Genomic DNA, 23147 nt, shown 5'->3' on the forward strand with positions numbered 1-23147 from the left:
TAAGGGGCCCCCTCAATACCCCTTCGGCTGCCCGCCGAAGACGCCCTTGGCCCAGGCGCCGACGCGGTGGCGCCACTGTTCGTGCCAGATGTAGACGCTACCCTTGACCCAGTTCATCTGGATCGCGCGGCGCTGGCCTTCGAAGGGGTGGTGGCCGTGCCAGGAGGTGTCGCTGCGGCGGAAGCACATCAGCGTGCCTTCCTCCGGCGGAACCTCGGCGGCGTAATCCTCCAGGTCCTGGGAGCGCAGGATGCGCAGGCGGCCGCCGGCGGCCTCCCAGGGCGGGTTCATGTAGATCAGGACGGTGATGACCTTGCTGGCCGAATCCGGGTGGATCTTGCCGTCGGTCGGCCGGCACATGCCGCGCGCCGTGAACATCGTCGGATAGCCCGACAGGTCGATCCCGAACTTGTCGGAGAAGGCCTTGCAGACCTCCGGCCCCTTCAGTTCGGCGATCAGCCGGTCGAAGCTCGGCCCCTGGGGGAAGATGCCCAGCGGGATGGAGCCCGGCCTGTCGACCTTGGGATAGTCGCGGTGCAGATCCTCGAGAAACTCCCGCTTCACGAAGCCCGGAACGCAGAGGAAGTCGTAGGGATCATGCTGCAGAGGGGTGGCGCGGAATCGGTCCAGATCGAGCATGGACATGGGTACTGAACTCCCAGAGAGCAGGCCGACAAGTGATTCGCCCCCCACACGAACCCCACATAAACTCGACGGAAGTTTTATGCAATGGGCTCTTCGGGGAAGCAGAGTTCCTGCCGCGCGCGCCATTCGGGGCCGACATAGTTGACGATGATCGATTTGCGCACGCCGTCGATCGGACGTTTCTCGAACCCATGCCAGGTGTTGCCGGCGGGGATGAAGATCAGCCCTTCATTGAAGGCGTAGGGCGCGCGGGCGACCACCGTCCGCGTCTCGTCCAGCACGTCGGTGCCCCAATGGGCGCAGTTCGGCCCCTTGGACAGATAGATCAGCATCGTGAACTTCTTGACGCCGATGTCGGTGTGCGGCTCCAGCCAGAAGCCGTCGGTGTCCTGGCAATATTCGATGCGCAGGCTGGTGCCGGACAGGTCGACGTTGCAGGTGCGCTGGATCGCCTCCACCACCGGACGGCCCTGGAAGGCCTGGGCGACCGTCTCGCAAACCGGGTATTCTGCCCGGTTCTCCTCGCTGAAATAGGTGCGGGACGCGTTGTTGGTCTCGCGCTTGCCATAGGTGTCGGACACCCGCGGCGGCCCCCAGGGCAGGGCGGCGATGGCGTCGGCGTCCTCCTCCGGCAGGGCTTCGGACAGCAGCCAGTGATTGTACGGCGTCTCGGACAGCCGGCTGCGCTCCAGGCAGCGCAGGAAGCAGGCGGAAACGGTGTCGGCGGTGGTCATGATGGCATGGCTCCCGGTCCAGGGGCGACCGTCCGCGACGGCCGGTTTGCCGCCGCTTATGCCATGGTCCGTACACCGACGCCGAAGCCAAACCGGTCCTGCCGGCCGGGTGCGCGCATTGGTCGCGTCGCCGCGCCCCGCCGGCCCGTTATGCCAGACCGTGCCGCTTCCTGTGCGCGGGCAGCCGGCGCATCACCTCTTCGGCGACGATCCGCGTCTCGTCCATCGGCTGATAGCTCCAGTGGTCGAGCGAGCCGTCGAACGGCCGGGTGATGCCGTCCCGGTACAGCCCGTCATGGAAGGCGCGGAACTTGGGCGACCCGCCGTCCAGTTCGATCACATAGACGGGCTTGCCGGTGGAGCAGGCCTCCGACGTCATCGACACGCTGTCGCAGGTCACCACCACCGCGTCGGCAAGGCCGAGATAGGCGAAATAGGGGTTCTCGCCGGTGCCGTCCCACACCTCCGCCGGCAGGCCGGACAGGCGGGCGCGCAGGATCGCCTCGTTGTCGGCGCCGGTGCGGCGCGACGGGGTGACCATCAGCCCGGCGCCATGGCTGCGCGTCAGGTTGGCCAGCCGTTCGGCCACGTCGCCCATGATGGTGGGCGTCAGGCGGTAGACGCCGTTGTCGCCGCCGATCAGCACGGCGATGCGCGGATGCGGCAGATGGGCCAGACGCGGGGCGAAGCGTTCGGCGGCGTCGGCCAGGATGGCGGGCGTCACCCGGTGCAGCGCGCCGTGCGTCACCATCACGTTCTCGGCCCGCAACTTGTCGTGGCGCGGCACGACGACCAGATCGAAATGCCGCGGGCTCATCACCGGATCCTGGATCTGGACGGTGAAGGTCCGCCCGCGCGACTGGCGGCGCACCGCCAGCGAGACGGCGACGGACTGCCGGCCGGTGCCGATCAGGATGTCGGGCCAGGGCGGCTCCACCGGATCGCCCCTGCGGCTGGCGGCGAAGCGGTTGCCGATGCGCCAGTAGGGGGTCAACTGGCGCCATGGGGTGCGCAGGTGGACGCGCTTGATCACCGGCGTCAGGCCCAGCGCCTCGGCCAGCCCGATGCACTGGTTTTCCATGCCGGCCTTGCCGTCCGACACAACCCAGCAGGTCAGGGGCGAGGAGGTCACAGGTTGCATGAGAACTCGGATCGTTCGGGGTGCTGAGGGGATTGCGGTGAAAAGACCGGTATCCGGGTTGCTCGCCCTTGCGGGGGTTTCGGTCTTGGCGTAGACACCATGCCCGTGTAATATCCTTTCTCCAAATCATCCCCGGAGCGACCGAGTAAACCATGCGGCGGGTCAAACTCGACCGAATTGACCGTCGGATTCTGCGCGATCTGCAGAACGACGGCCGGATGACCAACGTGGAGCTTGCCCGACGTGCCGGCATCTCCGCTCCGCCCTGCCTGCGCCGCGTCCGCGCGTTGGAAGAGGCTGGATTCATCCGTGGCTACCATGCCGACGTCAACCCCGATGCACTGGGGTTCGGCGTCACGGTGTTCGCCCAGGTCGGCCTCAGCAGCCAGGCCGAAGCGGACCTAAAGAAATTCGAGGAGCTCGTCAACAGCTGGCCGCTCGTGCGTGAGTGCAACATGCTGGCCGGTGAATATGATTTCGTCCTGAAGATCGTGGCGGAGGACTGGGACGACTACCAGCGCTTCCTGACCACCAAGCTGACCTCGGCGCCCAACGTCGCCCATGTGAAGTCGGCCCTGTCGATCCGCACCAGCAAGCACACCCCCGGCGTTCCCATCGACGTCGATTCGCCCGACATCCCGGAAGGGACCGAGGACGACGAGGACGAGGATTTCGCCGAGGACGAGACGACGCCCGCCCGCGCCACCCGGCGCTGAACGGGCAAGGCTCGAAAGGCCTTTCTACAGGGAGGATGCGGCGAGCGCCTGGAGCAGGCCCGCCGCGGCTCCCCCCAGCACCACCCAATGCATCGCCATCGCCCGCCGGGTCAGGGCGTAGAGCGCGGCCAGCATGATCGCCCAGGCCCAGATCAGGCTCCCCGTGCCGTGCTGCCCGTCCGGCAGCAGCACCGCCATCCCCAGATAGACGCCCAGGTTCAGGATCACCCCCACCACCGCCGCGGCGATGGCGGCCAGCGCCCCCGCGGCCAGACGGTTGTGGATCAGCCGCTCGACATAGGGGGCCCCGGCGAAGATGAACAGGAAGCAGGGCAGGAAGGTGACGTAGGTCGTCAGCGCCGCCCCCAGCGTTCCCGCCAGCCCCGGCGACAGCGCGCCCGGCCGGTTCCAGCCGGCGAAGAAGCCGACATACTGCGTCACCAGGATCAGCGGCCCCGGCGTCGTCTCGGCCAGCGCCAGCCCGTCGACCATCTCGCGCGGGCCGAGCCAGCCATAGCTATCCACCGCCTGCCCGGCGATATAGGGCAGCACGGCATAGGCGCCGCCGAAGGTGACGAAGGCCGCCTTGGTGAACAGCGCCGCGACGCCGCCCCAGGGGTCGGTCCCGAAGGCCAGCAGCACCGCTCCCACGGGAACCGCCCAAAGCAGGACGAACAGCGCCGCCAGGAGCAGCAGCCGGCCGGGCCGGGGCGCCGGCTCCGCCGCGTCCGCTACGGCATCGTCATCCGCCACCGGATGCGGGTGGGCGAACCAATGGCGGCCCATCCGTGCCGCGACGCCGCCGATCAGGGCGGCCACGCCGATGACCAGCGGGAAGGGCAGATGCAGCGCGAACAGCGCCAGGAAGGCGGCGCCGGCCATCGCCACCGCCGCCGGCCCCTTCAGCGTGCGGCGGCCCATCCGCCAGACCGCGGCGACGATGATCGCCACCACCGCCGGCTTGATGCCGTTGAACAGCGCGCCGACCAGTCCGGTGTCGCCATGGGCGGCGGCGATCCAGGACAGGGCGAGCAGAACCAGGGCGCCCGGCAGCACGAACAGCCCGCCCGCCACCAGCCCGCCGCGTATCCCGTGCAGCCGCCAGCCGATATAGGTGGCGAGTTGCTGCGCCTCCGGCCCCGGCAGCAGCATGCAGAAGTTCAGCGCGTGCAGGAACCGCGTCTGGTCGATCCAGCGGCGGCGGTCGACCAGATCGCTCTGCATCATGGCGATCTGCCCGGCCGGGCCGCCGAAGCTGGTCAGCCCCAGCCGCAGCCAGTAGAGGCAGAAGGCGCCGAAGGCGGGGGCCGTGGCGGACGGCGCTGCGGCGGATGGCTGTGCGGGGGACGGCGGAGCGGGCGGGGCGGGGGCGTCGGTCATGGGGCCGCAGACTAGCGCAAACAGGGCCGCAAGGCAGCGTCCACTGTCGGGCAGGGTGGGCTTCGGGGACAATTGAAGGGCGGCCATGGTCTTCCGCGGCGCCGGGGATTAATATTGCGCCTGCGAGCGCCGCCGCCGTGGCCGGCGCCGGGTGTCGGGGACGCTGGACAATGAAGGCTTCCACCCGCGGTCGCGCGGCTGTGCTGGGTGCGGCGCTGTGTGCCGGTATCGGGATCTTCGCCGCCGGGATGGCGATCCCGGCCGGAACGGCCCAGGCCGCGGTCGGCGTCCACGCCGAGGAGATCGTCCGCTTTCCGTCCGCCGACGGCGACCTGACCGGCGGGGCGCCGACGATGCTGACCGGGCGGCTGCTGCGTCCCTCCGGCGCCGGTCCGCACCCGGCGGTGGTCATGCTGCATGGCTGCGGCGGCCTTTATGCCCGCAACGGCCGGGTGTCGCCGCGCAATGTCTGGTGGGCGACCCACCTGCAGCGCCAGGGCTACGAGGTGCTGATGGTCGACAGCTTCGGCCCGCGCGACGTCGACGAGGTCTGCACCACCGCGCTGAAGGACCGCACCGTCCGCGCCACGGTGGAGCGCAAGCGCGACGCCTGGGCGGCGCTGGCCTTCCTGCGCAAGCGGCCGGAGGTGGAGCATGGCCGCATCGGCCTGATCGGCTGGTCGCAGGGGGCGGGCACCGTGCTGGCCGCCTACAGCGCCGGCGAGGACGGGCCGGCGGGGTCGGAGGCGGGCGGCTTCCGCGCCGCGGTGGCCTTCTATCCCGGCTGCCGGGCATCCTTGAGCAACGAGAACTGGCGGCCCGACGGCCCGCTGCTGCTGCTGGCGGGCGACAAGGACGACTGGACGCCGCCGGAAGCCTGCGTGGAGCTGTCCGCGCGCGAGGGGGTGAAGGACAGGATGGAGCTGGTGGTCTATCCCGACGCCTACCACGGCTTCGACGCCCCCGAGGCCCCGGTGCGCCAGCGCAAGGACCTCGCCACCGCACCCGATGGAACGGCCCATGTCGGCACGAACGAAGACGCCCGCTCGGACGCGATCCGGCGGGTGACGGAGTTCTTCAGGGATAAGCTTGGCGGGTGAGGGGGACGCTGAAGCCCCCTCACCCCAGGGGGGAGAGGGGGATTTCAGGGCGGAGGGGGAAAACCCTCAGCGGAACTCGACCGAGACGATCTCGTACAGCTTGGAGCCGCCGGGGGTGGAGACTTCCACGCTGTCGCCGACGGACTTGTTGATCAGGGCGCGGGCGAGCGGCGCCTGGATCGACAGCAGGCGGTTCTTGATGTCGCTCTCGTCCTGGCCGACGATCTGGTAGGTCGTCTCCTCGTCCGTGTCCTGGTCGGCGAGCGTCACGGTCGCACCGAATTTCACGGTGTTGCCCGACAGCTTGGCCGGGTCGATGACCTCGGCGCGGCTGATCTTGTCCTCAAGCTCCAGCACGCGGCCTTCGATGAAGCTCTGACGTTCGCGCGCCGCGTGATACTCGGCGTTTTCCGAAAGGTCGCCGTGTTCGCGGGCCTCCGCGATGGCTTTGATGACCGCCGGGCGTTCGGTGATCTTAAGGTGCTTCAATTCCTCCTGGAGGCGGTTGAAGCCCGCCGCTGTCATCGGAACTTTTTCCATGTTCGGTCCATCACCGCTTGCAGTCGTTCGACCTGTCCAAAGCGACATCAAGGACGAAGACGGCGCGGAGGAGGTCCGCCGCGCCGTCGTCCGTCCTTAATACGATCCGCTAAGGTACGACTGCAACGGGGCGACTTCAAGGCTGCCGTTCCGGAGTGCGGCAATCGCTTCCACTGCCGCGCGTGCGCCCGCCACGGTGGTGTAGTACGGAATGTTGTAGGTCAGCGCGGTGCGGCGCAGGCTGAAGCTGTCGGACAGCGCCTGGGCGCCTTCCGTGGTGTTGATGACCAGATGCACGTCGCCGTTGATCATGGCGTCGACGATGTGCGGCTGGCCTTCCACCACCTTGTTGATGGTCTCCGCCGGCACGCCGGCCTCGCTCAGCACCTTGGCGGTGCCGGAGGTGGCGAGGATGCGGAAGCCCATGTCGTGCAGCTTCTTGGAGATCACCGCCAGCGCCGGCTTGTCGCGGTCCTTGACCGAGACGAAGACGCTGCCCTTGACCGGCAGGGTGACGCCGGCGCCGAGCTGCGCCTTGGCGAAGGCGAGCGCGAAGTTGTGGTCGAGGCCCATGACCTCGCCCGTCGACTTCATCTCCGGCCCCAGAACGATGTCGACGCCGGGGAAGCGGGCGAAGGGGAAGACCGCCTCCTTGACCGCGGTGTGCGGCGGGGTCGGGCCGTTCAGGGTGAAGGCGCCCAGCTTCTCGCCGGCCATGACGCGGGCGGCGATCTTGGCGATGGCGGTGCCGGTGGCCTTGGCGACGAAGGGCACCGTGCGGCTGGCGCGCGGGTTGACCTCAAGGATGTAGACGGTGCCGTCCTTGACCGCGAACTGCACGTTCATCAGCCCGACCACCTTCAGCGCATGGGCGAGCGCGTCCGACTGGCGGTTGATCTCGGCGATGGTCTCGGCCGGCAGCGAGTAGGGCGGCAGGGCGCAGGCGCTGTCGCCGGAATGGATGCCGGCTTCCTCGATGTGCTCCATCACGCCGGCGACATAGACCGTCTCGCCGTCGCAGACGACGTCCACGTCCACCTCGATGGCGTCCTGCAGGTAGCTGTCGATCAGCACCGGGTTCTTGCCCGACACCTGCACGGCGGTGCCCATGTAGCGCTGGAGCCCGGCCATGTCGTGGACGATCTCCATCGCCCGGCCGCCCAGCACGTAGGACGGACGGATGACGACCGGGAAGCCGATGCGGGTGGCGACCGCCTCCGCCTCTTCCAGCGAGCGGGCGAGGCCGTTGGCCGGCTGCTTCAGGTTCAGCTCGTGCAGCAGCTTCTGGAAGCGCTCGCGGTCCTCGGCCAGGTCGATGGCGTCCGGCGAGGTGCCGAGGATCGGGATGCCGGCGGCCTCGAGGGCGGCGGCGAGCTTCAGCGGGGTCTGGCCGCCGAACTGCACGATGCAGCCCAGCACGGTGCCCTTGCGCTGCTCGACCCGCACCAGCTCCACCACGTCCTCGGCCGTCAGCGGCTCGAAATACAGGCGGTCGGCGGTGTCGTAGTCGGTGGAGACGGTCTCCGGGTTGCAGTTGACCATGATGGTCTCGATGCCGGCCTCCTGCAGGGCGTAGACGGCATGGACGCAGCAATAGTCGAACTCGATGCCCTGGCCGATGCGGTTCGGGCCGCCGCCGAGGATGACGACCTTCCTCGATTCGGTCGGGTCGGACTCGCACTCCGCCTCGCCGGTCCCGTCGGTCTCGTAGGTCGAGTACATGTAGGGGGTGGCCGAGGCGAATTCGGCGGCGCAGGTGTCGATGCGCTTGTAGACCGGGGTGACGCCGGCCATGCGGCGGGATGCTGCGACCGCGGCCTCGGTGGTCTTGGCCAGCTCGGCCAGGCGGGCGTCGGAGAAGCCCATCTGCTTCAGCTTCAGCCAGCCGGCCTTGTCGGTCGGCAGCCCGCCGTCGCGGATCGCCGCCTCGCGGTCGGTGATCTCCTTGATCTGCTCAAGGAACCACGGATCGTATTTGGAGACGGCCTGCACCTCCTCCACCGAGAAGCCGTGGCGGAAGGCCTGGGCGATGACCAGCAGGCGGTCCGGCGTCGGGGCGGCGAGCGCGCCGCGGATGGCGATGCGGTCCGGGTTCTCCTCGCCGGCGATCTTCAGCTCGTTGAAGCCGGTCAGGCCGGTCTCCATCGAGCGCAGGGCCTTCTGCACCGATTCCTGGAAGGTGCGGCCGATCGACATCGCCTCGCCCACCGACTTCATCGAGGTGGTCAGCAGCGGCTCCGACCCCTTGAACTTCTCGAAGGTGAAGCGCGGCATCTTGGTGACGACGTAGTCGATCGTCGGCTCGAAGCTCGCCGGCGTGGTGCCGGTGATGTCGTTGGTCAGCTCGTCGAGGCGGTAGCCGACGGCCAGCTTGGCGGCGATCTTGGCGATCGGGAAGCCGGTGGCCTTGGAGGCGAGCGCCGAGGAGCGCGACACGCGCGGGTTCATCTCGATGACGATCAGGCGGCCGTTGGCCGGGTTGACCGCGAACTGCACGTTCGAGCCGCCGGTGTCCACGCCGATCTCGCGCAGCACCGCGATCGAGGCGTTGCGCATGATCTGGTATTCTTTGTCGGTCAGCGTCAGCGCCGGGGCGACGGTGATCGAGTCGCCGGTGTGGACGCCCATCGGATCGATGTTCTCGATGGAGCAGACGATGATGCAGTTGTCGGCGCCGTCGCGCACGACCTCCATCTCGTATTCCTTCCAGCCCAGCACCGATTCCTCGATCAGCACCTCGCCGACCGGGCTGGCGCGCAGGCCGCCGCGCACGATGTCCTCGAACTCGGCCCGGTTGTAGGCGATGCCGCCGCCGGTGCCGGCCAGGGTGAAGCTGGGACGGATGATCGCCGGCAGCCCGACGAGCTCCAGCGCGTCCATCGCCTCGTCCAGCGTGCGGACCATGCGCGACTTCGGCGATTCGAGGCCCAGCTTGTCCATGGCGTCGCGGAAGAGGATGCGGTCCTCGGCCTTGGCGATGACGTCGCGCTTGGCGCCGATCATCTCCACGCCGAGACGCTCCAGCGTGCCGTCGTCGGACAGCGCCATCGCCGTGTTCAGCGCGGTCTGGCCGCCCATGGTCGGCAGCAGGGCGTCGGGGCGCTCCTTCTCGAGGATCTTCGCGACCACGGCCGGGGTGATCGGCTCGATGTAGGTGGCGTCGGCCAGACCGGGGTCGGTCATGATGGTGGCCGGGTTGGAGTTGACGAGGATGACGCGGTAGCCTTCCTCGCGCAGCGCCTTGCAGGCCTGGACGCCGGAATAATCGAACTCGCATGCCTGTCCGATGACGATCGGACCCGCGCCGATGATGCAGATGGATTTGATGTCGGTGCGTTTGGGCATGGGTCCGCTTCTCTGAAATGTGGTCAGCCGAAAACCCCCCGGCGCCGGGGGACCGGAGACGGAGAGCGGTGATGGGCATGTCGTGCAAGGCCCCCTTATAGGGGGTTCGGGGCCGGGGGGGAAGGGGTGGCATGGATGTCACCCTCGCATGACTGAATCTCGGCAGCGGCGCCCGGGTGCCATGCGCCCCTTGAACCGCGGGGCAAAGGGAAGCATCAATTCCCGCTCTCCCATTTCGCATACCCTTTGGAGACACGCCCCGATGAGCCACGCATTCGCCAAGGACAGCCGCGCCTGCGCCGCCTGCGTCTCGTGGGGCGGGGAGCGCGCGCTGTCGGAGGACAACACGCTGGTCCATGTCGCCCGCCACGGGGTGGAGGGCGAGTGCCGGACCGCCAGCAGCCAGGACTACCGCCGCGTCACCAAGGGCTATCACACCTGCAGCGCCTGGGCGCCGCTGCCGATGCTGAAGAAGCATGGCGGCCGGATCGGCCACACGGCTGCCGGGCAGGCCCATGCGCCGGTGACCGCCGCGGCGTCGCGGCCGATGCCGCCGGTCTCCCAGACGGTGCCGGCCGCCGCCGCCTTCGCCGATGCGCCGGTCGCCACGCCGGTGCTCGACGTGCCGCCGCCGCTCTGCCGCGCCGACCCGATCGACGTGGAGCAGTCGCCGCAGGTCCGCGTGCTCTACACCCACTGGCTGAGGCTGAAGCGCAAGCGCCGCATGCCGCTGGCGGTCGAGATCGACACCGCGCAGGTGCGCGAGAGCGTGCCGCGCATCGCCCTGATGGAGCCGACCGCCGACGGCAGCGATTTCGTCTACAAATCCTGCGGCCGGGCGCTGCAGCGCCGGCTGGACGGGCGGCCGACGACGCGGCGGGTGACGGAATGCCATCCGGAACAGGCGGCACGGCGCTGGCTGTCCGACCTGCGCGCCTGCCTGGAGAGCGGCGAGCCGCGCTGCCTGCTGGTGCGCGACGACCCGATGCTGCCTGGGGCGAAGTTCGTCGAGCTGCTGCTGCCCCTCGCCGACGTCGAGGGCGGGCCGGCGACGCGCGTGCTGGCCTACCGCCATGTGCCGGGCGGCTGAGGGAGGGCGGCGATGGGCGAAGGGAAGGACGAACCCAAACCGGATGGGCCGGGGCCGGAGATCGTCGGCGTCTGGCCGGCGGCGGTGTGGATCGTCGTCGGCGCGGGGCATTACCTGAACGACCCCGACCATTTCGCCGGCTGGAAGGGGGCGCTGTATTTCGTGCTGGGCACCGGGGTGGTGGCGCTGGTCGGCGGCATCGCCGGCCTGTCGGCCCGCCGCACCGTCGCCGGCATCCAGGAACGCCTGCTGAAGGAGGTCCGCCACCGCCGCGATTGGCCGAGCTGGTGGGTGGCGCTGGGTTTGCGCGGGCTGATCGGGCTGGGCGAGGCGGTGCTGGTGACGCTGCTGGCGCTGTGGGTGGTGGCGCTGCTGGATTAGGGGAAGAGTTGATGTAGGTATGTGTCTACATCCACCTTGTGCCGGCCTGGCCCCACCTCTAGCCTCTTCGTTGCCGGTCGTCTGTGTCGGTGCGTGAACGGCGGTTTTCGGAAGGGGTCGCAATGCGATGCCGACGTGGCCCAGCGTTGCGCCGCATTGCATATACCGACTCCGCGCCCCGAGCGTGACAGCATGATTGCGGCAACAGCGCTGGTCCATCGCTTGAGCGTGGTGACGCGGAACACGAAGGATTTCGAGCCGATGGGTGTTGCGGTGCTGAATCCTTGGGCTTCCGGGTCTTGATGAACTTCGCGGCCTTGGATTTCCGTACCCTGAACCGCCAGCCGCCACGTTTCCCGTGAAACGCAAACAGCCCCGCTCCTTTCGGAGGCGGGGCTGTTGCAGCAACCTGATGCTCACTTCTGGCTGGTGTTCATGCTCCAGCCGGGTTCCACGCCCTGCATGTCGGGCAGGCGGTGGGCGATGCCCTTGTGGCAGTCGATGCAGGTGTTCTGGCCGGTGAACAGGTAGGTCTCGTGCATGTTCGCGGCGCGCGGGTTCTGCTTGGTGATGTCCATGGAATCCGCGCTGTGGCAGTTGCGGCATTCCAGCGAGTTGTTGGCCTTCAGCCGCGCCCATTCATGCTCGGCCAGCTCGCGGCGCTTCTCCTGGAACTTCTCCGGGGTGTCGATGGTGCCGAAGATCTTGCCCCAGACCTCCTTCGACGCCTGCATCTTGCGGGCGATCTTGTCGGTCCACTCATGCGGGACGTGGCAGTCGGGGCAGCTGGCGCGCACGCCCGAGCGGTTGGTGAAGTGGATGGTCTGCTTCAGCTCCTCATAGGGATTGTCGCGCATCTCGTGGCAGCTGATGCAGAAGGCCTCCTTGTTGGTCGCCTCCAGCGCGGTGTTGAAGCCGCCCCAGAAGAGGACGCCGGCGATGAAGCCGCCCAGCGTCAGGAAACCCAGGCTGAAGTGGACGCTGGGGCGGGCGAACAGCCGCCACAGGCCCGTCAGGGCGGATCGGATCGTCATTTCTGGCCGCCTTGGGCATGGCCCAGGACCGAGTCGAAGTCGCGGAAGCTGTTGGGAACCATCGGCTGCGCGTCCGTCTGCTGGACGTGGCACTGGGTGCAGAAGTAGCGGCGCGCCGCCACCGTGCCCAGCGTCTGGCCGTCACGGTCCTGGAAATGCGTGACCGACAGCATCGGCGCCTGCGAGCCGGCCGTGTTGCGGCGGTCGTGGCAGGTCAGGCACTTGTTGATGTTCAGGTCGATCTGGTAATCGCGGATGGCATGCGGGATCAGCGGCGGCTGGTCGGCGTAGTTGCGCACGCGCTTCTGGTCGTCGGTGATCTCGCGGTGGGTCGCCTCGGCCGGGACATCCAGCGTGATCGGATGGTTGGTGGAGGGGACCTTGATCCCCCCCACGGTGCCGGTGGCGTTGGCGGCTGACTGGGCCGCCACGATGGGCTTGTCGGCGGCGCCGACACCGGAGGTGACGCCGATGGTCAGGGCCGGGACGCCGGCCAGAAGGGCCAGCGCGGCGATCAGGAAACGGGTCTTCATGATGCCGGCACTCCTCAGGCGTTCACGACGGGCGTGATCTTGACCGCGCATTTCTTGAAATCGGTCTGTTTGCTGATGGGATCGGTGGCGTCGAGCGTCACCTTGTTGATGAGGACCGTGTGGTCGAAGAAGGGAACGAAGACCAGGCCGCGCGGCGGCTTGTTGCGCCCGCGCGTCTCGACCCGCACCCGGACCTCGCCGCGCCGCGAGGTGATGCGCACCTCCTGGCCGCGCCGGACGTTCAGGTCCTTGGCGTCGTCGGGATGCATGTACACCAGGGCGTTGGGGACCGACTTGCGCAGCTCCGGCACGCGCAGCGTCATCGACCCGCTGTGCCAGTGCTCCAGCACGCGGCCGGTGCTGAGCCAGAACGGGTACTCGGCGTCGGGCGCCTCGGCCGGCGGCTCGTAGGGCAGGGCGAAGACGTTGGCCTTGCCGTCCTTGTTGCCGTAGAAGCGCATGCCCTCGCCGGCCTTCACATAGGGGTCGGAGCCCTCGCGGTAGCGCCACTTGGTCTCCTTGCCGTCCACCACCGGCCAGCGCAGGCCGCGCTCCTGGTGGTACAGGTCGAAGGGCGCCAGATCATGGCCGTGGCCGCGGCCGAAGGCGGCATATTCCTCGAACAGGCCCTTCTGGACGTAGAAGCCGGCGTCCTTGGCCTCCTGGTTGTTGTAGTTCGGGTCGAGGTCGGACAGCGGGAAGCGGTCGACCTGGCCGTTGCGGAACAGCACGTCGTACAGCGTCTTGCCGCGGTATTCCGGCTTCTTGTTCAGCAGATCCTCCGGCCACACCTCCTCGATCTGGAAGCGCTTGGAGAACTCCATGATCTGCCACAGGTCGGAACGCGCGCCGTCCGGCGCATCGACCAGCTGGCGCCACAGCTGGGTGCGGCGCTCGGCGTTGCCGTAACCGCCCTCCTTCTCGACCCACATGGCGGTCGGCAGGATCAGGTCGGCGGCCAGCGCCGTCACGGTGGGGTAGGGATCGGAGACGACGATGAAGTTCTCCGGGTTGCGGTAGCCGGGGAAGGTCTCCTTCGCCGTGTTCGGGGCCGTCTGCATGTTGTTGTTGCACATGACCCAGTAGGCGTTGAGCTTGCCGTCCTTGAGCATGCGGTCCTGCAGAACGGCATGGTAGCCGATCTTGTCGGGGATGGTCCCCTCCGGCAGCTTCCAGATCTCCTCGGCGATCCTGCGGTGCTCGGGGTTGGTCACCACCATGTCGGCGGGCAGGCGGTGGGCGAAGGTGCCGACCTCGCGCGCGGTGCCGCAGGCGGAGGGCTGGCCGGTCAGCGAGAAGGGGCCGTTGCCGGGCTGGGAGATCTTACCGGTCAGCAGGTGGATGTTGTAGACGAGGTTGTTGGCCCAGACGCCGCGGACATGCTGGTTGAAGCCCATGGTCCAGAAGGAGACGACCTTCACCTTCGGGTCGGCGTACATCTCGGCCAGCGCCTCCAGCCGGTTCTTCGGCACGCCCGACAGCTCATGCGCCTTGTCCAGCGTGTAGGGCTCGACGAACTTGGCGAACTCCTCGAAGCTGATCGGGTCGGAGTCGTTGGCCTTGGCGGCGTTCTTCGCCTTCTGCTCCAGCGCATGCTCGGGACGCAGGCCATAGCCGATGTCGTCGCGGCCGCGCTTGAAGTTGCAGTGCTTCTCGACGAACTCCTTGTTCACCCGGCCGGTCTTGATGATGTGGTTGGCGATGTAGTTGAGGATCGCCAGATCGGAACCGGGGGTGAAGACCAGGCCGATGTCGGCGAGGTCGAAGCTGCGGTGCTCGAAGGTCGACAGGACGGCGACCTTGCAGCCGGGATGGCTGAGGCGGCGGTCGGTGACGCGCGTCCACAGGATGGGGTGCATCTCCGCCATGTTGGAGCCCCACAGCACGAAGGCGTCGGCCTGCTCCATGTCGTCGTAGCAGCCCATCGGCTCGTCCATGCCGAAGGTGCGCATGAAGCCGACCACCGCCGACGCCATGCAGTGGCGGGCGTTGGGGTCCAGGTTGTTGGAGCGCAGGCCGGCCTTCATCAGCTTGGAGGCGGCATAGCCCTCGTAGATGGTCCACTGGCCGGAGCCGAACATGCCGACGGCGGACGGGCCCTTCTTCTTCAGGGCCTCCTTCCACTTCTGCGCCATGATGTCGAAGGCGGCGTCCCAGCTGATCGGCGTGAACTCGCCTTCCTTGTCGAACTTGCCGTCCTTCATGCGCAGCAGCGGCTGGTTCAGCCGGTCCTCGCCATACATGATCTTGGACAGGAAATAGCCTTTCACGCAGTTCAGGCCGCGGTTGACCTCGGCCTTCACGTCTCCGTGGGTGGCGACGACGCGGCCGTCCTTGACGCCGACCATCACGCCGCAGCCGGTTCCGCAGAAGCGGCAGGGGGCCTTGGACCAGGTCAGCTTGGCGCCTTCGCCGGTGAGCAGGGGGGCGGCCGATGCGGGCAATGAGATTCCGGCCGCCGCGGCGGCGGCAGCGGCGGCTTGCGCCTTCAGGTAATCGCGGCGGGACAGGAACATGCGGAGACTCCAGGTTTGGAGGAAATTCATTCGGGAAAAAGCGGATGCGGCGCGCCGGGAGGACGCCGGGATGGCGGTGCCGTCAGGCTGCGTCGATCGCGTCCGCGGGTTCGTAGTGGTGGTAGACCATGGTCGTGGTGTGCACGCCGGGGAGCGCGTTCAGCTCGGCGATGCGTTCCACCACCTGGGCGGCGCTGGCGGTGACCAGCGTCACGACAGCCTTGCCGTTCTCCGAAACGCACCACTCCAGCCCGGAGACGGCGGCCGCCGCCTCGCGCACCGCCTCGGTGCGGTCGGGGCTGTGCTGGATGACGAGGCTGGAGATGTGGACTTCGGGGGCGCGGGGCATGTCGGAGGACTCAGTGGGTGAGGAGCTGGTAGATCCAGATCGAGAAGCCGTAGGCCGACACGGTGCCGACGGCGATCAGCGGCCAGACCAGGAAGGCCAGCCATAGGAACATCAGCCCCTCGGCCCGGCGGGTCGGAGCCGGGTCGGACTCGGTCGCGATCCGATCGGACGGATGGGACAGGACGGGGGAACTGTTGGGCCTCATGGCTGCACTCTCGGTCGGTGCGGGAATGGAACGACTGATACCAAGGTGTGGTCCTTAGGTATCGGCTTTCGGACCTTAGTATCGATACTTTCGGGTGGCCTGGAATTGATACAGGTCAAGCGGAGCTATTCACGCCTGTGACGGAATGGCGCAACAAGCCCTCCCGTCGCGCCGCGCAGGCGTTCCGATGCGGAGCGCGATAGAGTGGAGCGGGGCCTTGCGGTAAGGGCCGCGACTGCGGCCCCGCAGGCCCGTGCCTGCGAAGGCAAGCGGCCGGACGGCCGCGCCCGCCGTTCGAGGGCAGGCATGAAGCTTTGTTGCGGGATGGGATGGCCATGGATTTGCTGCGCTCCTACTGGTCGCCGGCCGAACTGGCGACCAACGGGCTGATCTTTCTGCATCTGCTGGGTGCGCTGGCGGTCGGGCTGCTGATGGGGTACGAGCGCAGCTATCACGGGCGGGCGGCGGGGATGCGGACCTATGGCTTGGTCTGCCTGGCCTCCGCCGCGCTGACGGTGGTCAACGCCTATCCCGCCATGTGGTACGGCGGCACATGGGTTCAGGACGGGGCGCAGAGCATCGCCGGGGCCGGCGACCCGACTCGGGTGATCCAGGGCATCGTGACCGGCATCGGATTCCTCGGCGCAGGCGTGATCATGCGCGAGAGGCTGTCGATTCGCGGCCTGTCCACCGCGGCGTCGATCTGGGCGACCTCCGCCATCGGCATCATCATCGGCTTGGGCTTCTACGCCGCCGCCATTGCCGCCGCGCTGCTGACCATCCTGGTGATGAGCCTGCTGCGGCCCCTCGAGCGGCTGCTGCCGCACCGCTCGGTTCTCCATCTGACGCTGGTGTTTCCCCGCGAGAAGGCGCCGCCGCCGGACGAGTTGCGGGCACAGGTGGTCAAGCATGGCTTCGAGGTGGTCGACTGGGCCTTCCACCTCGCCAACGGCAGCGGCCAGTTCGAATGCCAGCTGGTTCTGCAGGGCAGGGGCGACCTCGACCCGATGACTCTGGTCGCGGCGCTCGCCTCGACGGATGCTTTGGTGGAGTTCAAATTGTCCCCCTCGCGCATCTGACGCGATCGGCAGAAGGCGAGGATGGAATGCATATGTGCTTAATCTTTTCCTAAAACTTTAGCTTTATCGAAACCATACGATGACCACGGATGCGATGAACGGCGGCGCGAGCGGCCGGTGGATGGAAAGCCGGCGCGGCAGCCTGCCGGCCATCCGCACTCGCATTCGCACCCCGGCGGGGCGTCGGGCTTCCAGTTCTCTGGCCAGTTCTCTGGCCAGTTCTCTGGCCGGCTTTCCGGCCGGTCTTTCGCGGGTCCTGCTCGGCGCAGCCCTGCTTTGGCTTTGCGCATCGGGCGCCGCGTCCGCGGCAACGCCGGCGGAGCCGCTAAGGCTGGAGGCGTCCACCGCCGGCGCCACGCTGGCCGGCCATTTCGCCCGGCTGGTCGATCCCGAACGCAAGCTGGACTTCGCCGATATCCTGAAGGCCGACGCCGCCGGAGGCATGGAGCCGCGCAGCGATTTCCGCGGCGTCGGACAGACCCGCGACATCCATTGGTACCGCTTCGACCTGCTGCGCGCCCCCGGTGCCCCGGCCGACTGGATCCTGGAGATGGGCGAGGCCTACATCGACCATCTCGACCTGTTCATCCCCAGGTCGATGGGGCCGAAACCGATGGCGGCGGCATCGATGGCGGCGGCATCGATGGCGGCGGACGGCCGGCCGCGGAGCCCGGACGCCTACCGGCTGGTCCGGCTGGGCGATTTCGTGCCCTTCAGCCAGCGGCCGATGAAGACGCGGCTGCACGCCCTGCCGCTGACCCTGCCGGAAGGGCAGCCGGTCTCGCTCTATCTGCGCGTCGATTCGATCAGCGGCATCCGCCTGTCCGCCCGGATGTGGACGCCGGCGGCCTATGCCGCCCACCAGACGCCCGACCTGCTGTTCCAGGGCCTGTTCCTCGGCGTGCTCGGCATCCTGACGCTGGGCTACGTCGCGCTGGGGCTGCTCCTTCGCGACGGGGCGCTGCTGGCCTACACCGGCTATGTCGCCACCGTCTGCTGCTATTACCTGTTCGCCAGCGGCGTCGCCGCGGTCCTGCTGCCGGACATGCCGGGCTGGGCCATCAACATGATGGTCGGCGGCAGCGGCTTCCTGGGCTTCGCCGTGGGGCTGCTCATGTGGGTCTATATCCTCGACCTGCGGAGCCGGGCGCCGTGGCTGCGCCGCTGTTACCAGGGGCTGGCGCTGCTGGTTCTGCTGATGCTGCCGACGACGGTAACGCCGCTCTATGCCCTGACCAACCCGGTGGTGACGCTGTCGGCGCTGGTCGTGGTGGTGATCGCGCTGGTGCTGACCGCGCGCATGGCCTGGCTGAACCCCGACGATCCCAGCCCGCGCTTCTATCTGGCCAGCACGATGGTCTCTCTGGCAGGCCTGCTGCTGACGCAGATGTCGCTGCGCGGCGGGCTGCCGGCCGATTTCGCCGTCGCCGATCCTTATCAGATCTCGTCCATGCTGGCGGTGCTGGTGCTGGGGGTCGGTCTGGCCCTGCGCATCGGCCGTCTGCAGTCCGAACGGCTGCGCGCCCGCGAGGAGTCGGCCTTCGCCACCAAGCGGGCGGAGGAGCAGCGCACCTTCGTCGCCATGCTGTCGCACGAATTCCGCACCCCGCTCGCCTCCATCGACAGCGCGGCGCAGATGATCGAGCTGTCGGGTGCGATCACGGTGCCGGCGGCGCTGACCCGGCTGGAGCGCATCCGCAACACCACACGCAAGATGGTGGATCTGGTGGAGCTGTTCCTGTCCGCCGACGCGCTGGACCAGGGGGCGCTGGCGCTGAAGCCGGAACCGGTGTCGCTGGGCCAGTTGATGCAGGAGGCATTGGGCGGGTTGGCGGGGACGGAGGCGGAGGACAGGCTGGAGTTGGCGGTGGAAACGCCGGACCACCCGCTGCTGGTCGACGCGCCCTTCCTGGCGGTGGCGATCGGCAACCTCGTGCAGAACGCGCTGCGCTACTCGCCCCCGGAGGCGCCGGTGCGGGTGACGGCCGGCTATGAGGCGGCCGGGGATCGAGGTGAGATCGTCATCCGTGTCGCCGACAGCGGGCGCGGCATGAGTCCCGAGGAAGTGGAGCGGATCGGCTCCATCTATTTCCGCGCTTCCTCCTCGCGCGGGACGAAGGGCACCGGGCTGGGGCTCTATATGACGAAGAAGATCGTTGCCGCCCATGGCGGAACCCTGACGGTGGAGAGCACGCGCGAGGAAGGCTCCGTCTTCACCATCCGGCTGCCGGATGACGGCGCACAGTCGGCGGCGGCCAGCCGTCTCGCGGCCCAGTGAAGGGCATGGTGAAGGCCGGAGCCTAAAGCGAATTTGCATTCGCTTTGGATTCCCATCGGCAGGCTCTACGCCGACGCAGGCTACGACGGCTCCGACAGCCGCTGGCTCTGCTTACGTGACGGGGTTCAGCCGCACATCCAAGATCGGCGCGCCTCATGGCTCGGGGCTCGGCAAAATCCGCTGCAACGTCGAGCGCCGCGGGCGGATTTGTGGCCGCAGTTACCTGCGACGTAATCGATTCGGCTCCCTCCCACGGGCAATCCTGGGTTCACCGGGATAAACCGGCGGACCGACAAGGGAGAACGACCATGGGATACATTCAAACCGACGACGGCGTGCGGCTGTTCTACCGCGATTGGGGCAACCGGGAGGGCGCCCGCCCGATCCTCTTCGTGTCGAGCTGGTCGCTGACCTCCGACGCCTGGGCCTATCAGATGGCGCCGCTGTCCGAACAGGGCTGCCGCTGCATCGCCTTCGACCGCCGCGGCCATGGCCGGTCCGACGAGTCGCCCACCGGCTACGGCTTCGACCGGCTGGCGGACGACATCGCCGCCCTGATGGAGGCGCTGGACCTTCGCGGCGTGACGCTGGTCGGCCACTCCATGGCGACGGGGGAGATCGTGCGCTGCCTGACCCGGCATGGCTCCGGCCAGTCCGGCTCCGGGCGTGTGGCGGGAGTGGTGATGGTGGGCACGATCACGCCGCTGATGGCGAGGACCGGCGACAACCCCGACGGCGTCGACCCGGCGATGTTCGAAACCTTCCGGTCGGAACAGCTGCTGCGCGACTTCCCGAAATGGCTGGGCGACAACATCGACCCCTTCGTGAACGAGGAAACATCGGTGGAGATGAAGGGCTGGGTCACGGGGATGGCTCTGCAATCCTCGCTGAACGCTTTGCTGGAGTGCCACCGCGCGATCACCTCGGCCGATTTCCGGGAAGAGCTGCCGGCCATCGCCGTGCCGACCCTGGTCGTGCATGGCGAGCGCGACGTGACCACCCCGCTGGCGCTTGCCGAGCGCACGGTGGCGCTGATGCCGAATGCCGCCCTGTCGTTCTACGAGGGGGCTCCGCACGGCCTGTTCCTCACCCACCGCGACCGCTTCAACGCGGAACTTCTGGCCTTCGCCCGCCGGTGACGGCAACCATGGTTGCCGAGCACAGGCAGTCGCCACGAATTCGGAGCAGGTTCCATGCCCCATGGCATTCCTCAAACCGCCGCCCGCACCGGCAGGACGCCGGCCGGGCCGGCGGTCGGCGCCCTGCTGCGGTCCTGGCGTCAGCGCCGCGGCCTCAGCCAGCTCGATCTCGCCTGCGAGGCCGACATCTCCACCCGGCATGTCAGCTTCCTGGAGACCGGCCGCTCGCAGCCGAGCCGCAGCATGCTGATCCATCTGGCCGAACGGCTGGACGTGCCGCTGCGGGACCGCAACGCCCTTCTGGTCGCCGCCGGTTTCGCCCCGGTCTACAGCGAACACGGCCTGGACAACCCGGCGATGGAGGCGGCGCGCAAGGCGGTCGACCTCGTGCTGACCGGGCATGAGCCCTTCCCGGCGCTGGCGGTGGACCGGCATTGGCACCTGATTGCGGCGAACCGGGCGGTGGCGCCGCTGCTGGAGGGGGTATCGGCCGAACTGCTGGCTCCGCCGGTCAACGTCCTGCGGCTCAGCCTGCATCCGGGCGGGTTGGCCGGCCGCATCGGCAACTGGGCGCAATGGCGCGACCATGTGCTGTCCCGCCTGACCCGCCAGATCGAGGCGAGCGCCGACCCGGCGCTGGTGGCGCTGCGCAGCGAGCTGCAGGGCTATCCCGCCCCGCCCTCTTCGGATGATGGCGACAGCGAAGCCGGCCACCATCCCGACGTGGTCGTGCCGCTGCGCCTGCACACCTCGGCCGGACCGTTGACCCTGTTCAGCACGACGACCGTCTTCGGGACTGCGGTGGATGTCACTTTGTCGGAACTGGCGATCGAGGCGTTCTTTCCGGCCGATGCCGAAACGGCGGACCGTCTGCGCCGGACCCTTGCCGAAATGCCCGCTCCCTCCGGTGAGAGGGTTTAGAGCGCCTAACAGAACCATCTCTGGACGAAGCGCCAGCAGATGAGGCTGGCCGCGATATGGTGAAAGGCAGTGAAGATGTCGGCGCGCCGTTCGTAGCGGACGGCGATGCGGCGGAAGCGGGCAAACCAAGCGAGCGTACGCTCGACCACCCATCGGTGTCGGCCAAGACGCTCGCTGCTCTCGACGCCACGCCGGGCGATCCGCGGAATGATCGCTCGTTGGCGCAGCGCCTGCCGGCAGTGTGCAAAGTCGTAGCCCTTGTCGGCGTGCAGCTTGGCCGGGCGGCGCCGGGGCCGGCCCGCACACTGGCGGATCGCCGGCACGGCATCGACCAGCGCCTCCAGCAGCTTGCTGTCGTGCCGGTTGGCTGGCGAGATCCTCAGGGCGAGCGGGATGCCGTTAGCATCGACGAGGATGTGGCGCTTGGAGCCCGGCTTGCCGCGATCCGTCGGGTTCGGGCCGGTCTCCTCACCCCCCTTTTTGCCGGGACGCTGGCGCTGTCCACCGCTGCACGATCCCAGTTGATGGCGTTGGCATAGCCGAGCCGGTCGAGCAGCACACGATGCAGCCGTTCCCACACGCCAGCCCGATGCCACTCGTGCAGACGCCGCCAGCAGGTCATCCCCGAGCCGCAGCCCATCTCCACCGGCAGAAGCTCCCAAGGAATACCCGTGCGCAGCACGAATAGGATGCCGGTCAGCGCCGCACGATCGTCCAACCGGGGCCGTCCGCCTTTTGGCTTGGGCGGCTCCGGCGGGATCAGCGGTTCGATGATCGCCCACAAGGCGTCGGAAACAAGAGGGGCTGCCATGCCCCTACCAACCGTTCCTGGCCGGTTTTGTTACGCACTCTAAAGCGGATTGCAATCCGCCTTGACCGCATCAGTGCATTCTGAAAACCGCTTCTTAATAGAGCGTCTTCGGGATCCGCTCGGCCAGAGAGCGGTCGTAGGCGTCTCCGCCCTCGCGCCCGGCGCTGGCCTCCGCCAGCAGCGCCCCCGCCGACGGCAGGCTGGCGCGCGGCACCTGCGCCGCCGGATCCCACAGGCGGGAGCGCAGCAGGGCGCGGGAGCACTGGAAGAACACCGTGTCGATGGTCACCACCAGCACCGTTTTCGGCGCCTTGCCGTCGACGGCGAAGCTCTCGCACAGCGCAGGGTCGGAGTCGATCACCGCGCGGCCGTTGACGCGCAGGGTCTCGTTCAGCCCCGGCACCAGGAACAGCAGCCCGACGCGCGGATCGGCCAGGATGTTGCGCAGGCTGTCGATGCGATTGTTGCCCCGGCGGTCGGGGATCAGCAGGGTGCGGTCGTCAGCCACCCGGACGAAGCCCGGCCCGTCGCCGCGCGGCGAGGCGTCCAGCCCGCCCGGCCCGCTGGTGGCGAGGATGAGGAACGGCGACGCTTCGATCAGCGCGCGGTAGCCGGGGGTCAGCGCCGGCACCTCCTTGGCGATGGAGGCGGCGCCAGGTTCGCCATAGAGGGCTTCCAACTCGGCGGGGCCGGTGACGGGGCGGCTCATTTCAACTCCAGCAGGAAATAGACGAAGTCGATGGACGGGGCTTCCAGCCCGAACTGGCTCAGCAGGCCGTGGGCCTGTCCGCGATGGTGGGTCTGGTGGTTGAAGACGTGGGTCAGCACCTGGGCGAAGGGCAGCGCGTGGGGCGTGCCCGCCATGCTGCGGTAGGAGAGGACCGACGCGAACCGCTCCGCCGGGGTGGACGCCAGCACGCGCAGGATGCGCTCGTCCTCAGCTTCGCGGGCAGCGCGGAGGCCGGCGAAGTCGTCGAACAGGGTTTCGTCCAGCGCCGAGGGCTTCGGGCCGGTGCCTTCGATCCGCTCCAGCCACACCCGGTCGGCGACCAGGATGTGGTTCAGCGTGCCGCGCATCGAGCGGAAGAAGGCGCCGCGGTCCTCGCGGAACTGCGCGTCGGACAGTTGGGCCGCCGCGTCGTACAGGCGGCGGTTGGCCCAGCGGTTGTAGCGGGCGAGGGTCTCGAAATGCGGCTTGGGATCCATGGGA

Annotated in this window: 21 protein-coding genes and 1 pseudogene; 8 read left to right on the forward strand and 14 right to left on the reverse strand. The window is 68.4% G+C overall.

What is annotated here, in order from left to right; genetic code table 11:
• Positions 1-12 precede the first annotated feature (12 nt).
• From DM194_RS00260 to DM194_RS00270, 3 genes are all read right to left on the reverse strand, one after another.
• On the reverse strand, positions 13-645 hold the full coding sequence (locus DM194_RS00260; protein WP_111065411.1) for a 2OG-Fe(II) oxygenase: 633 nt from the start codon (positions 643-645) through the stop codon (positions 13-15).
• 77 nt (positions 646-722) lie between these two features.
• Positions 723-1379, reverse strand: a complete 657-nt coding sequence (locus DM194_RS00265) for a 2OG-Fe(II) oxygenase (protein WP_111065412.1) — start codon at positions 1377-1379, stop codon at positions 723-725.
• A 148-nt stretch (positions 1380-1527) separates the two neighbouring features.
• Complete coding sequence (locus DM194_RS00270) at positions 1528-2520, reverse strand: mitochondrial fission ELM1 family protein (RefSeq protein ID WP_111065413.1); 993 nt, start codon at positions 2518-2520, stop codon at positions 1528-1530.
• 152 nt (positions 2521-2672) lie between these two features.
• On the opposite strand from DM194_RS00270, the gene DM194_RS00275 reads away from it, so the two are divergent.
• A complete protein-coding gene (locus tag DM194_RS00275; protein WP_111065414.1) occupies positions 2673-3236 on the forward strand; it encodes an Lrp/AsnC family transcriptional regulator in 564 nt (187 codons plus the stop codon).
• 24 nt (positions 3237-3260) lie between these two features.
• Here DM194_RS00275 and chrA read toward each other — a convergent pair whose 3' ends face one another.
• Complete coding sequence (gene chrA, locus DM194_RS00280) at positions 3261-4616, reverse strand: chromate efflux transporter (RefSeq protein WP_111065415.1); 1356 nt, start codon at positions 4614-4616, stop codon at positions 3261-3263.
• A gap of 170 nt (positions 4617-4786) precedes the next feature.
• On the opposite strand from chrA, the gene DM194_RS00285 reads away from it, so the two are divergent.
• Positions 4787-5716: a dienelactone hydrolase family protein gene (locus DM194_RS00285; RefSeq protein ID WP_111065416.1), complete on the forward strand. Its 930-nt coding sequence runs from the start codon at positions 4787-4789 to the stop codon at positions 5714-5716.
• A 66-nt stretch (positions 5717-5782) separates the two neighbouring features.
• Here DM194_RS00285 and greA read toward each other — a convergent pair whose 3' ends face one another.
• Both greA and carB read right to left on the reverse strand, forming a co-directional pair.
• A complete protein-coding gene (gene greA / locus DM194_RS00290; protein ID WP_111065417.1) occupies positions 5783-6256 on the reverse strand; it encodes a transcription elongation factor GreA in 474 nt (157 codons plus the stop codon).
• 96 nt (positions 6257-6352) lie between these two features.
• A complete protein-coding gene (gene carB / locus DM194_RS00295) occupies positions 6353-9601 on the reverse strand; it encodes a carbamoyl-phosphate synthase large subunit (RefSeq protein WP_111065418.1) in 3249 nt (1082 codons plus the stop codon).
• Between the two features lie 262 nt (positions 9602-9863).
• Between carB and DM194_RS00300 the strand changes: the two genes are divergently transcribed.
• A complete protein-coding gene (locus DM194_RS00300; RefSeq protein ID WP_111065419.1) occupies positions 9864-10691 on the forward strand; it encodes a PAS domain-containing protein in 828 nt (275 codons plus the stop codon).
• Between the two features lie 12 nt (positions 10692-10703).
• Positions 10704-11072: a hypothetical protein gene (locus DM194_RS00305; protein ID WP_111065420.1), complete on the forward strand. Its 369-nt coding sequence runs from the start codon at positions 10704-10706 to the stop codon at positions 11070-11072.
• Between the two features lie 416 nt (positions 11073-11488).
• Here the strand turns inward: DM194_RS00305 and DM194_RS00315 are convergent, their stop codons facing one another.
• The 5 genes from DM194_RS00315 to DM194_RS00335 form a co-directional block, all read right to left on the reverse strand.
• Complete coding sequence (locus tag DM194_RS00315; protein WP_111065421.1) at positions 11489-12106, reverse strand: cytochrome c3 family protein; 618 nt, start codon at positions 12104-12106, stop codon at positions 11489-11491.
• Complete coding sequence (locus tag DM194_RS00320) at positions 12103-12639, reverse strand: nitrate reductase cytochrome c-type subunit (protein ID WP_176581357.1); 537 nt, start codon at positions 12637-12639, stop codon at positions 12103-12105. Before DM194_RS00320 ends, DM194_RS00315 begins: the two co-directional genes overlap by 4 nt.
• Before the next feature lie 14 nt (positions 12640-12653).
• Positions 12654-15155, reverse strand: coding sequence for a nitrate reductase catalytic subunit NapA (napA, locus tag DM194_RS00325; protein WP_111065423.1), 2502 nt, complete (start codon positions 15153-15155; stop codon positions 12654-12656).
• 82 nt (positions 15156-15237) lie between these two features.
• Positions 15238-15504 (reverse strand): chaperone NapD, encoded by a 267-nt coding sequence (locus tag DM194_RS00330; RefSeq protein WP_111065424.1) that lies wholly within the window; start codon positions 15502-15504, stop codon positions 15238-15240.
• 10 nt (positions 15505-15514) lie between these two features.
• Positions 15515-15709 carry a periplasmic nitrate reductase, NapE protein gene (locus tag DM194_RS00335; protein WP_111065425.1) on the reverse strand — a complete coding sequence of 65 codons (195 nt, stop codon included), beginning with the start codon at positions 15707-15709 and terminating at the stop codon, positions 15515-15517.
• Between the two features lie 335 nt (positions 15710-16044).
• Here DM194_RS00335 and DM194_RS00340 point away from each other — a divergent pair, with 335 nt between their 5' ends.
• The 4 genes from DM194_RS00340 (at position 16045) to DM194_RS00355 (ending at position 21126) form a co-directional block, all read left to right on the forward strand.
• A complete protein-coding gene (locus tag DM194_RS00340; protein WP_111067628.1) occupies positions 16045-16788 on the forward strand; it encodes an MgtC/SapB family protein in 744 nt (247 codons plus the stop codon).
• Between the two features lie 79 nt (positions 16789-16867).
• Entirely contained in the window at positions 16868-19066 is a 2199-nt protein-coding gene (locus tag DM194_RS00345; protein ID WP_111065426.1) for a sensor histidine kinase, read from the forward strand.
• 308 nt (positions 19067-19374) lie between these two features.
• Entirely contained in the window at positions 19375-20205 is an 831-nt protein-coding gene (locus tag DM194_RS00350) for an alpha/beta fold hydrolase (RefSeq protein ID WP_111065427.1), read from the forward strand.
• A 54-nt stretch (positions 20206-20259) separates the two neighbouring features.
• Complete coding sequence (locus DM194_RS00355; RefSeq protein WP_111065428.1) at positions 20260-21126, forward strand: helix-turn-helix domain-containing protein; 867 nt, start codon at positions 20260-20262, stop codon at positions 21124-21126.
• 92 nt (positions 21127-21218) lie between these two features.
• On the opposite strand, the pseudogene DM194_RS00360 reads toward DM194_RS00355, so the two are convergent.
• The 3 genes and pseudogenes from DM194_RS00360 to DM194_RS00370 form a co-directional block, all read right to left on the reverse strand.
• A pseudogene (locus DM194_RS00360) lies at positions 21219-21937 on the reverse strand (IS5 family transposase); the annotation flags it as partial.
• A gap of 94 nt (positions 21938-22031) precedes the next feature.
• The gene (locus DM194_RS00365) at positions 22032-22646 is read right to left on the reverse strand and encodes a pyridoxamine 5'-phosphate oxidase family protein (RefSeq protein ID WP_111065429.1); all 615 of its coding nucleotides are present in this window, start codon (positions 22644-22646) and stop codon (positions 22032-22034) included.
• Positions 22643-23143, reverse strand: coding sequence for a DinB family protein (locus DM194_RS00370; RefSeq protein WP_111065430.1), 501 nt, complete (start codon positions 23141-23143; stop codon positions 22643-22645). The genes DM194_RS00365 and DM194_RS00370 overlap by 4 nt, the downstream gene beginning before the upstream one ends.
• Positions 23144-23147 lie beyond the last annotated feature (4 nt).

The organism is Azospirillum ramasamyi (genome assembly GCF_003233655.1).
Lineage (GTDB): Bacteria > Pseudomonadota > Alphaproteobacteria > Azospirillales > Azospirillaceae > Azospirillum > Azospirillum ramasamyi.

Excerpts from the sequence above, each read along its gene's own strand:
- DM194_RS00270 (WP_111065413.1), bottom strand. The coding sequence starts at position 2,520 with ATGCAACCTGTGACCTCCTCGCCCCTGACCTGCTGGGTTGTGTCGGAC.
- DM194_RS00320 (WP_176581357.1), bottom strand. The coding sequence starts at position 12,639 with ATGAAGACCCGTTTCCTGATCGCCGCGCTGGCCCTTCTGGCCGGCGTC.
- DM194_RS00275 (WP_111065414.1), top strand. The coding sequence starts at position 2,673 with ATGCGGCGGGTCAAACTCGACCGAATTGACCGTCGGATTCTGCGCGAT.
- DM194_RS00355 (WP_111065428.1), top strand. The coding sequence starts at position 20,260 with ATGCCCCATGGCATTCCTCAAACCGCCGCCCGCACCGGCAGGACGCCG.
- DM194_RS00345 (WP_111065426.1), top strand. The coding sequence starts at position 16,868 with ATGACCACGGATGCGATGAACGGCGGCGCGAGCGGCCGGTGGATGGAA.
- DM194_RS00370 (WP_111065430.1), bottom strand. The coding sequence starts at position 23,143 with ATGGATCCCAAGCCGCATTTCGAGACCCTCGCCCGCTACAACCGCTGG.
- DM194_RS00260 (WP_111065411.1), bottom strand. The coding sequence starts at position 645 with ATGTCCATGCTCGATCTGGACCGATTCCGCGCCACCCCTCTGCAGCAT.
- DM194_RS00365 (WP_111065429.1), bottom strand. The coding sequence starts at position 22,646 with ATGAGCCGCCCCGTCACCGGCCCCGCCGAGTTGGAAGCCCTCTATGGC.
- DM194_RS00285 (WP_111065416.1), top strand. The coding sequence starts at position 4,787 with ATGAAGGCTTCCACCCGCGGTCGCGCGGCTGTGCTGGGTGCGGCGCTG.
- DM194_RS00315 (WP_111065421.1), bottom strand. The coding sequence starts at position 12,106 with ATGACGATCCGATCCGCCCTGACGGGCCTGTGGCGGCTGTTCGCCCGC.
- carB (WP_111065418.1), bottom strand. The coding sequence starts at position 9,601 with ATGCCCAAACGCACCGACATCAAATCCATCTGCATCATCGGCGCGGGT.
- DM194_RS00340 (WP_111067628.1), top strand. The coding sequence starts at position 16,045 with ATGGATTTGCTGCGCTCCTACTGGTCGCCGGCCGAACTGGCGACCAAC.
- chrA (WP_111065415.1), bottom strand. The coding sequence starts at position 4,616 with ATGACCGACGCCCCCGCCCCGCCCGCTCCGCCGTCCCCCGCACAGCCA.
- napA (WP_111065423.1), bottom strand. The coding sequence starts at position 15,155 with ATGTTCCTGTCCCGCCGCGATTACCTGAAGGCGCAAGCCGCCGCTGCC.
- DM194_RS00305 (WP_111065420.1), top strand. The coding sequence starts at position 10,704 with ATGGGCGAAGGGAAGGACGAACCCAAACCGGATGGGCCGGGGCCGGAG.
- DM194_RS00300 (WP_111065419.1), top strand. The coding sequence starts at position 9,864 with ATGAGCCACGCATTCGCCAAGGACAGCCGCGCCTGCGCCGCCTGCGTC.
- greA (WP_111065417.1), bottom strand. The coding sequence starts at position 6,256 with ATGGAAAAAGTTCCGATGACAGCGGCGGGCTTCAACCGCCTCCAGGAG.
- DM194_RS00265 (WP_111065412.1), bottom strand. The coding sequence starts at position 1,379 with ATGACCACCGCCGACACCGTTTCCGCCTGCTTCCTGCGCTGCCTGGAG.
- DM194_RS00330 (WP_111065424.1), bottom strand. The coding sequence starts at position 15,504 with ATGCCCCGCGCCCCCGAAGTCCACATCTCCAGCCTCGTCATCCAGCAC.
- DM194_RS00335 (WP_111065425.1), bottom strand. The coding sequence starts at position 15,709 with ATGAGGCCCAACAGTTCCCCCGTCCTGTCCCATCCGTCCGATCGGATC.
- DM194_RS00350 (WP_111065427.1), top strand. The coding sequence starts at position 19,375 with ATGGGATACATTCAAACCGACGACGGCGTGCGGCTGTTCTACCGCGAT.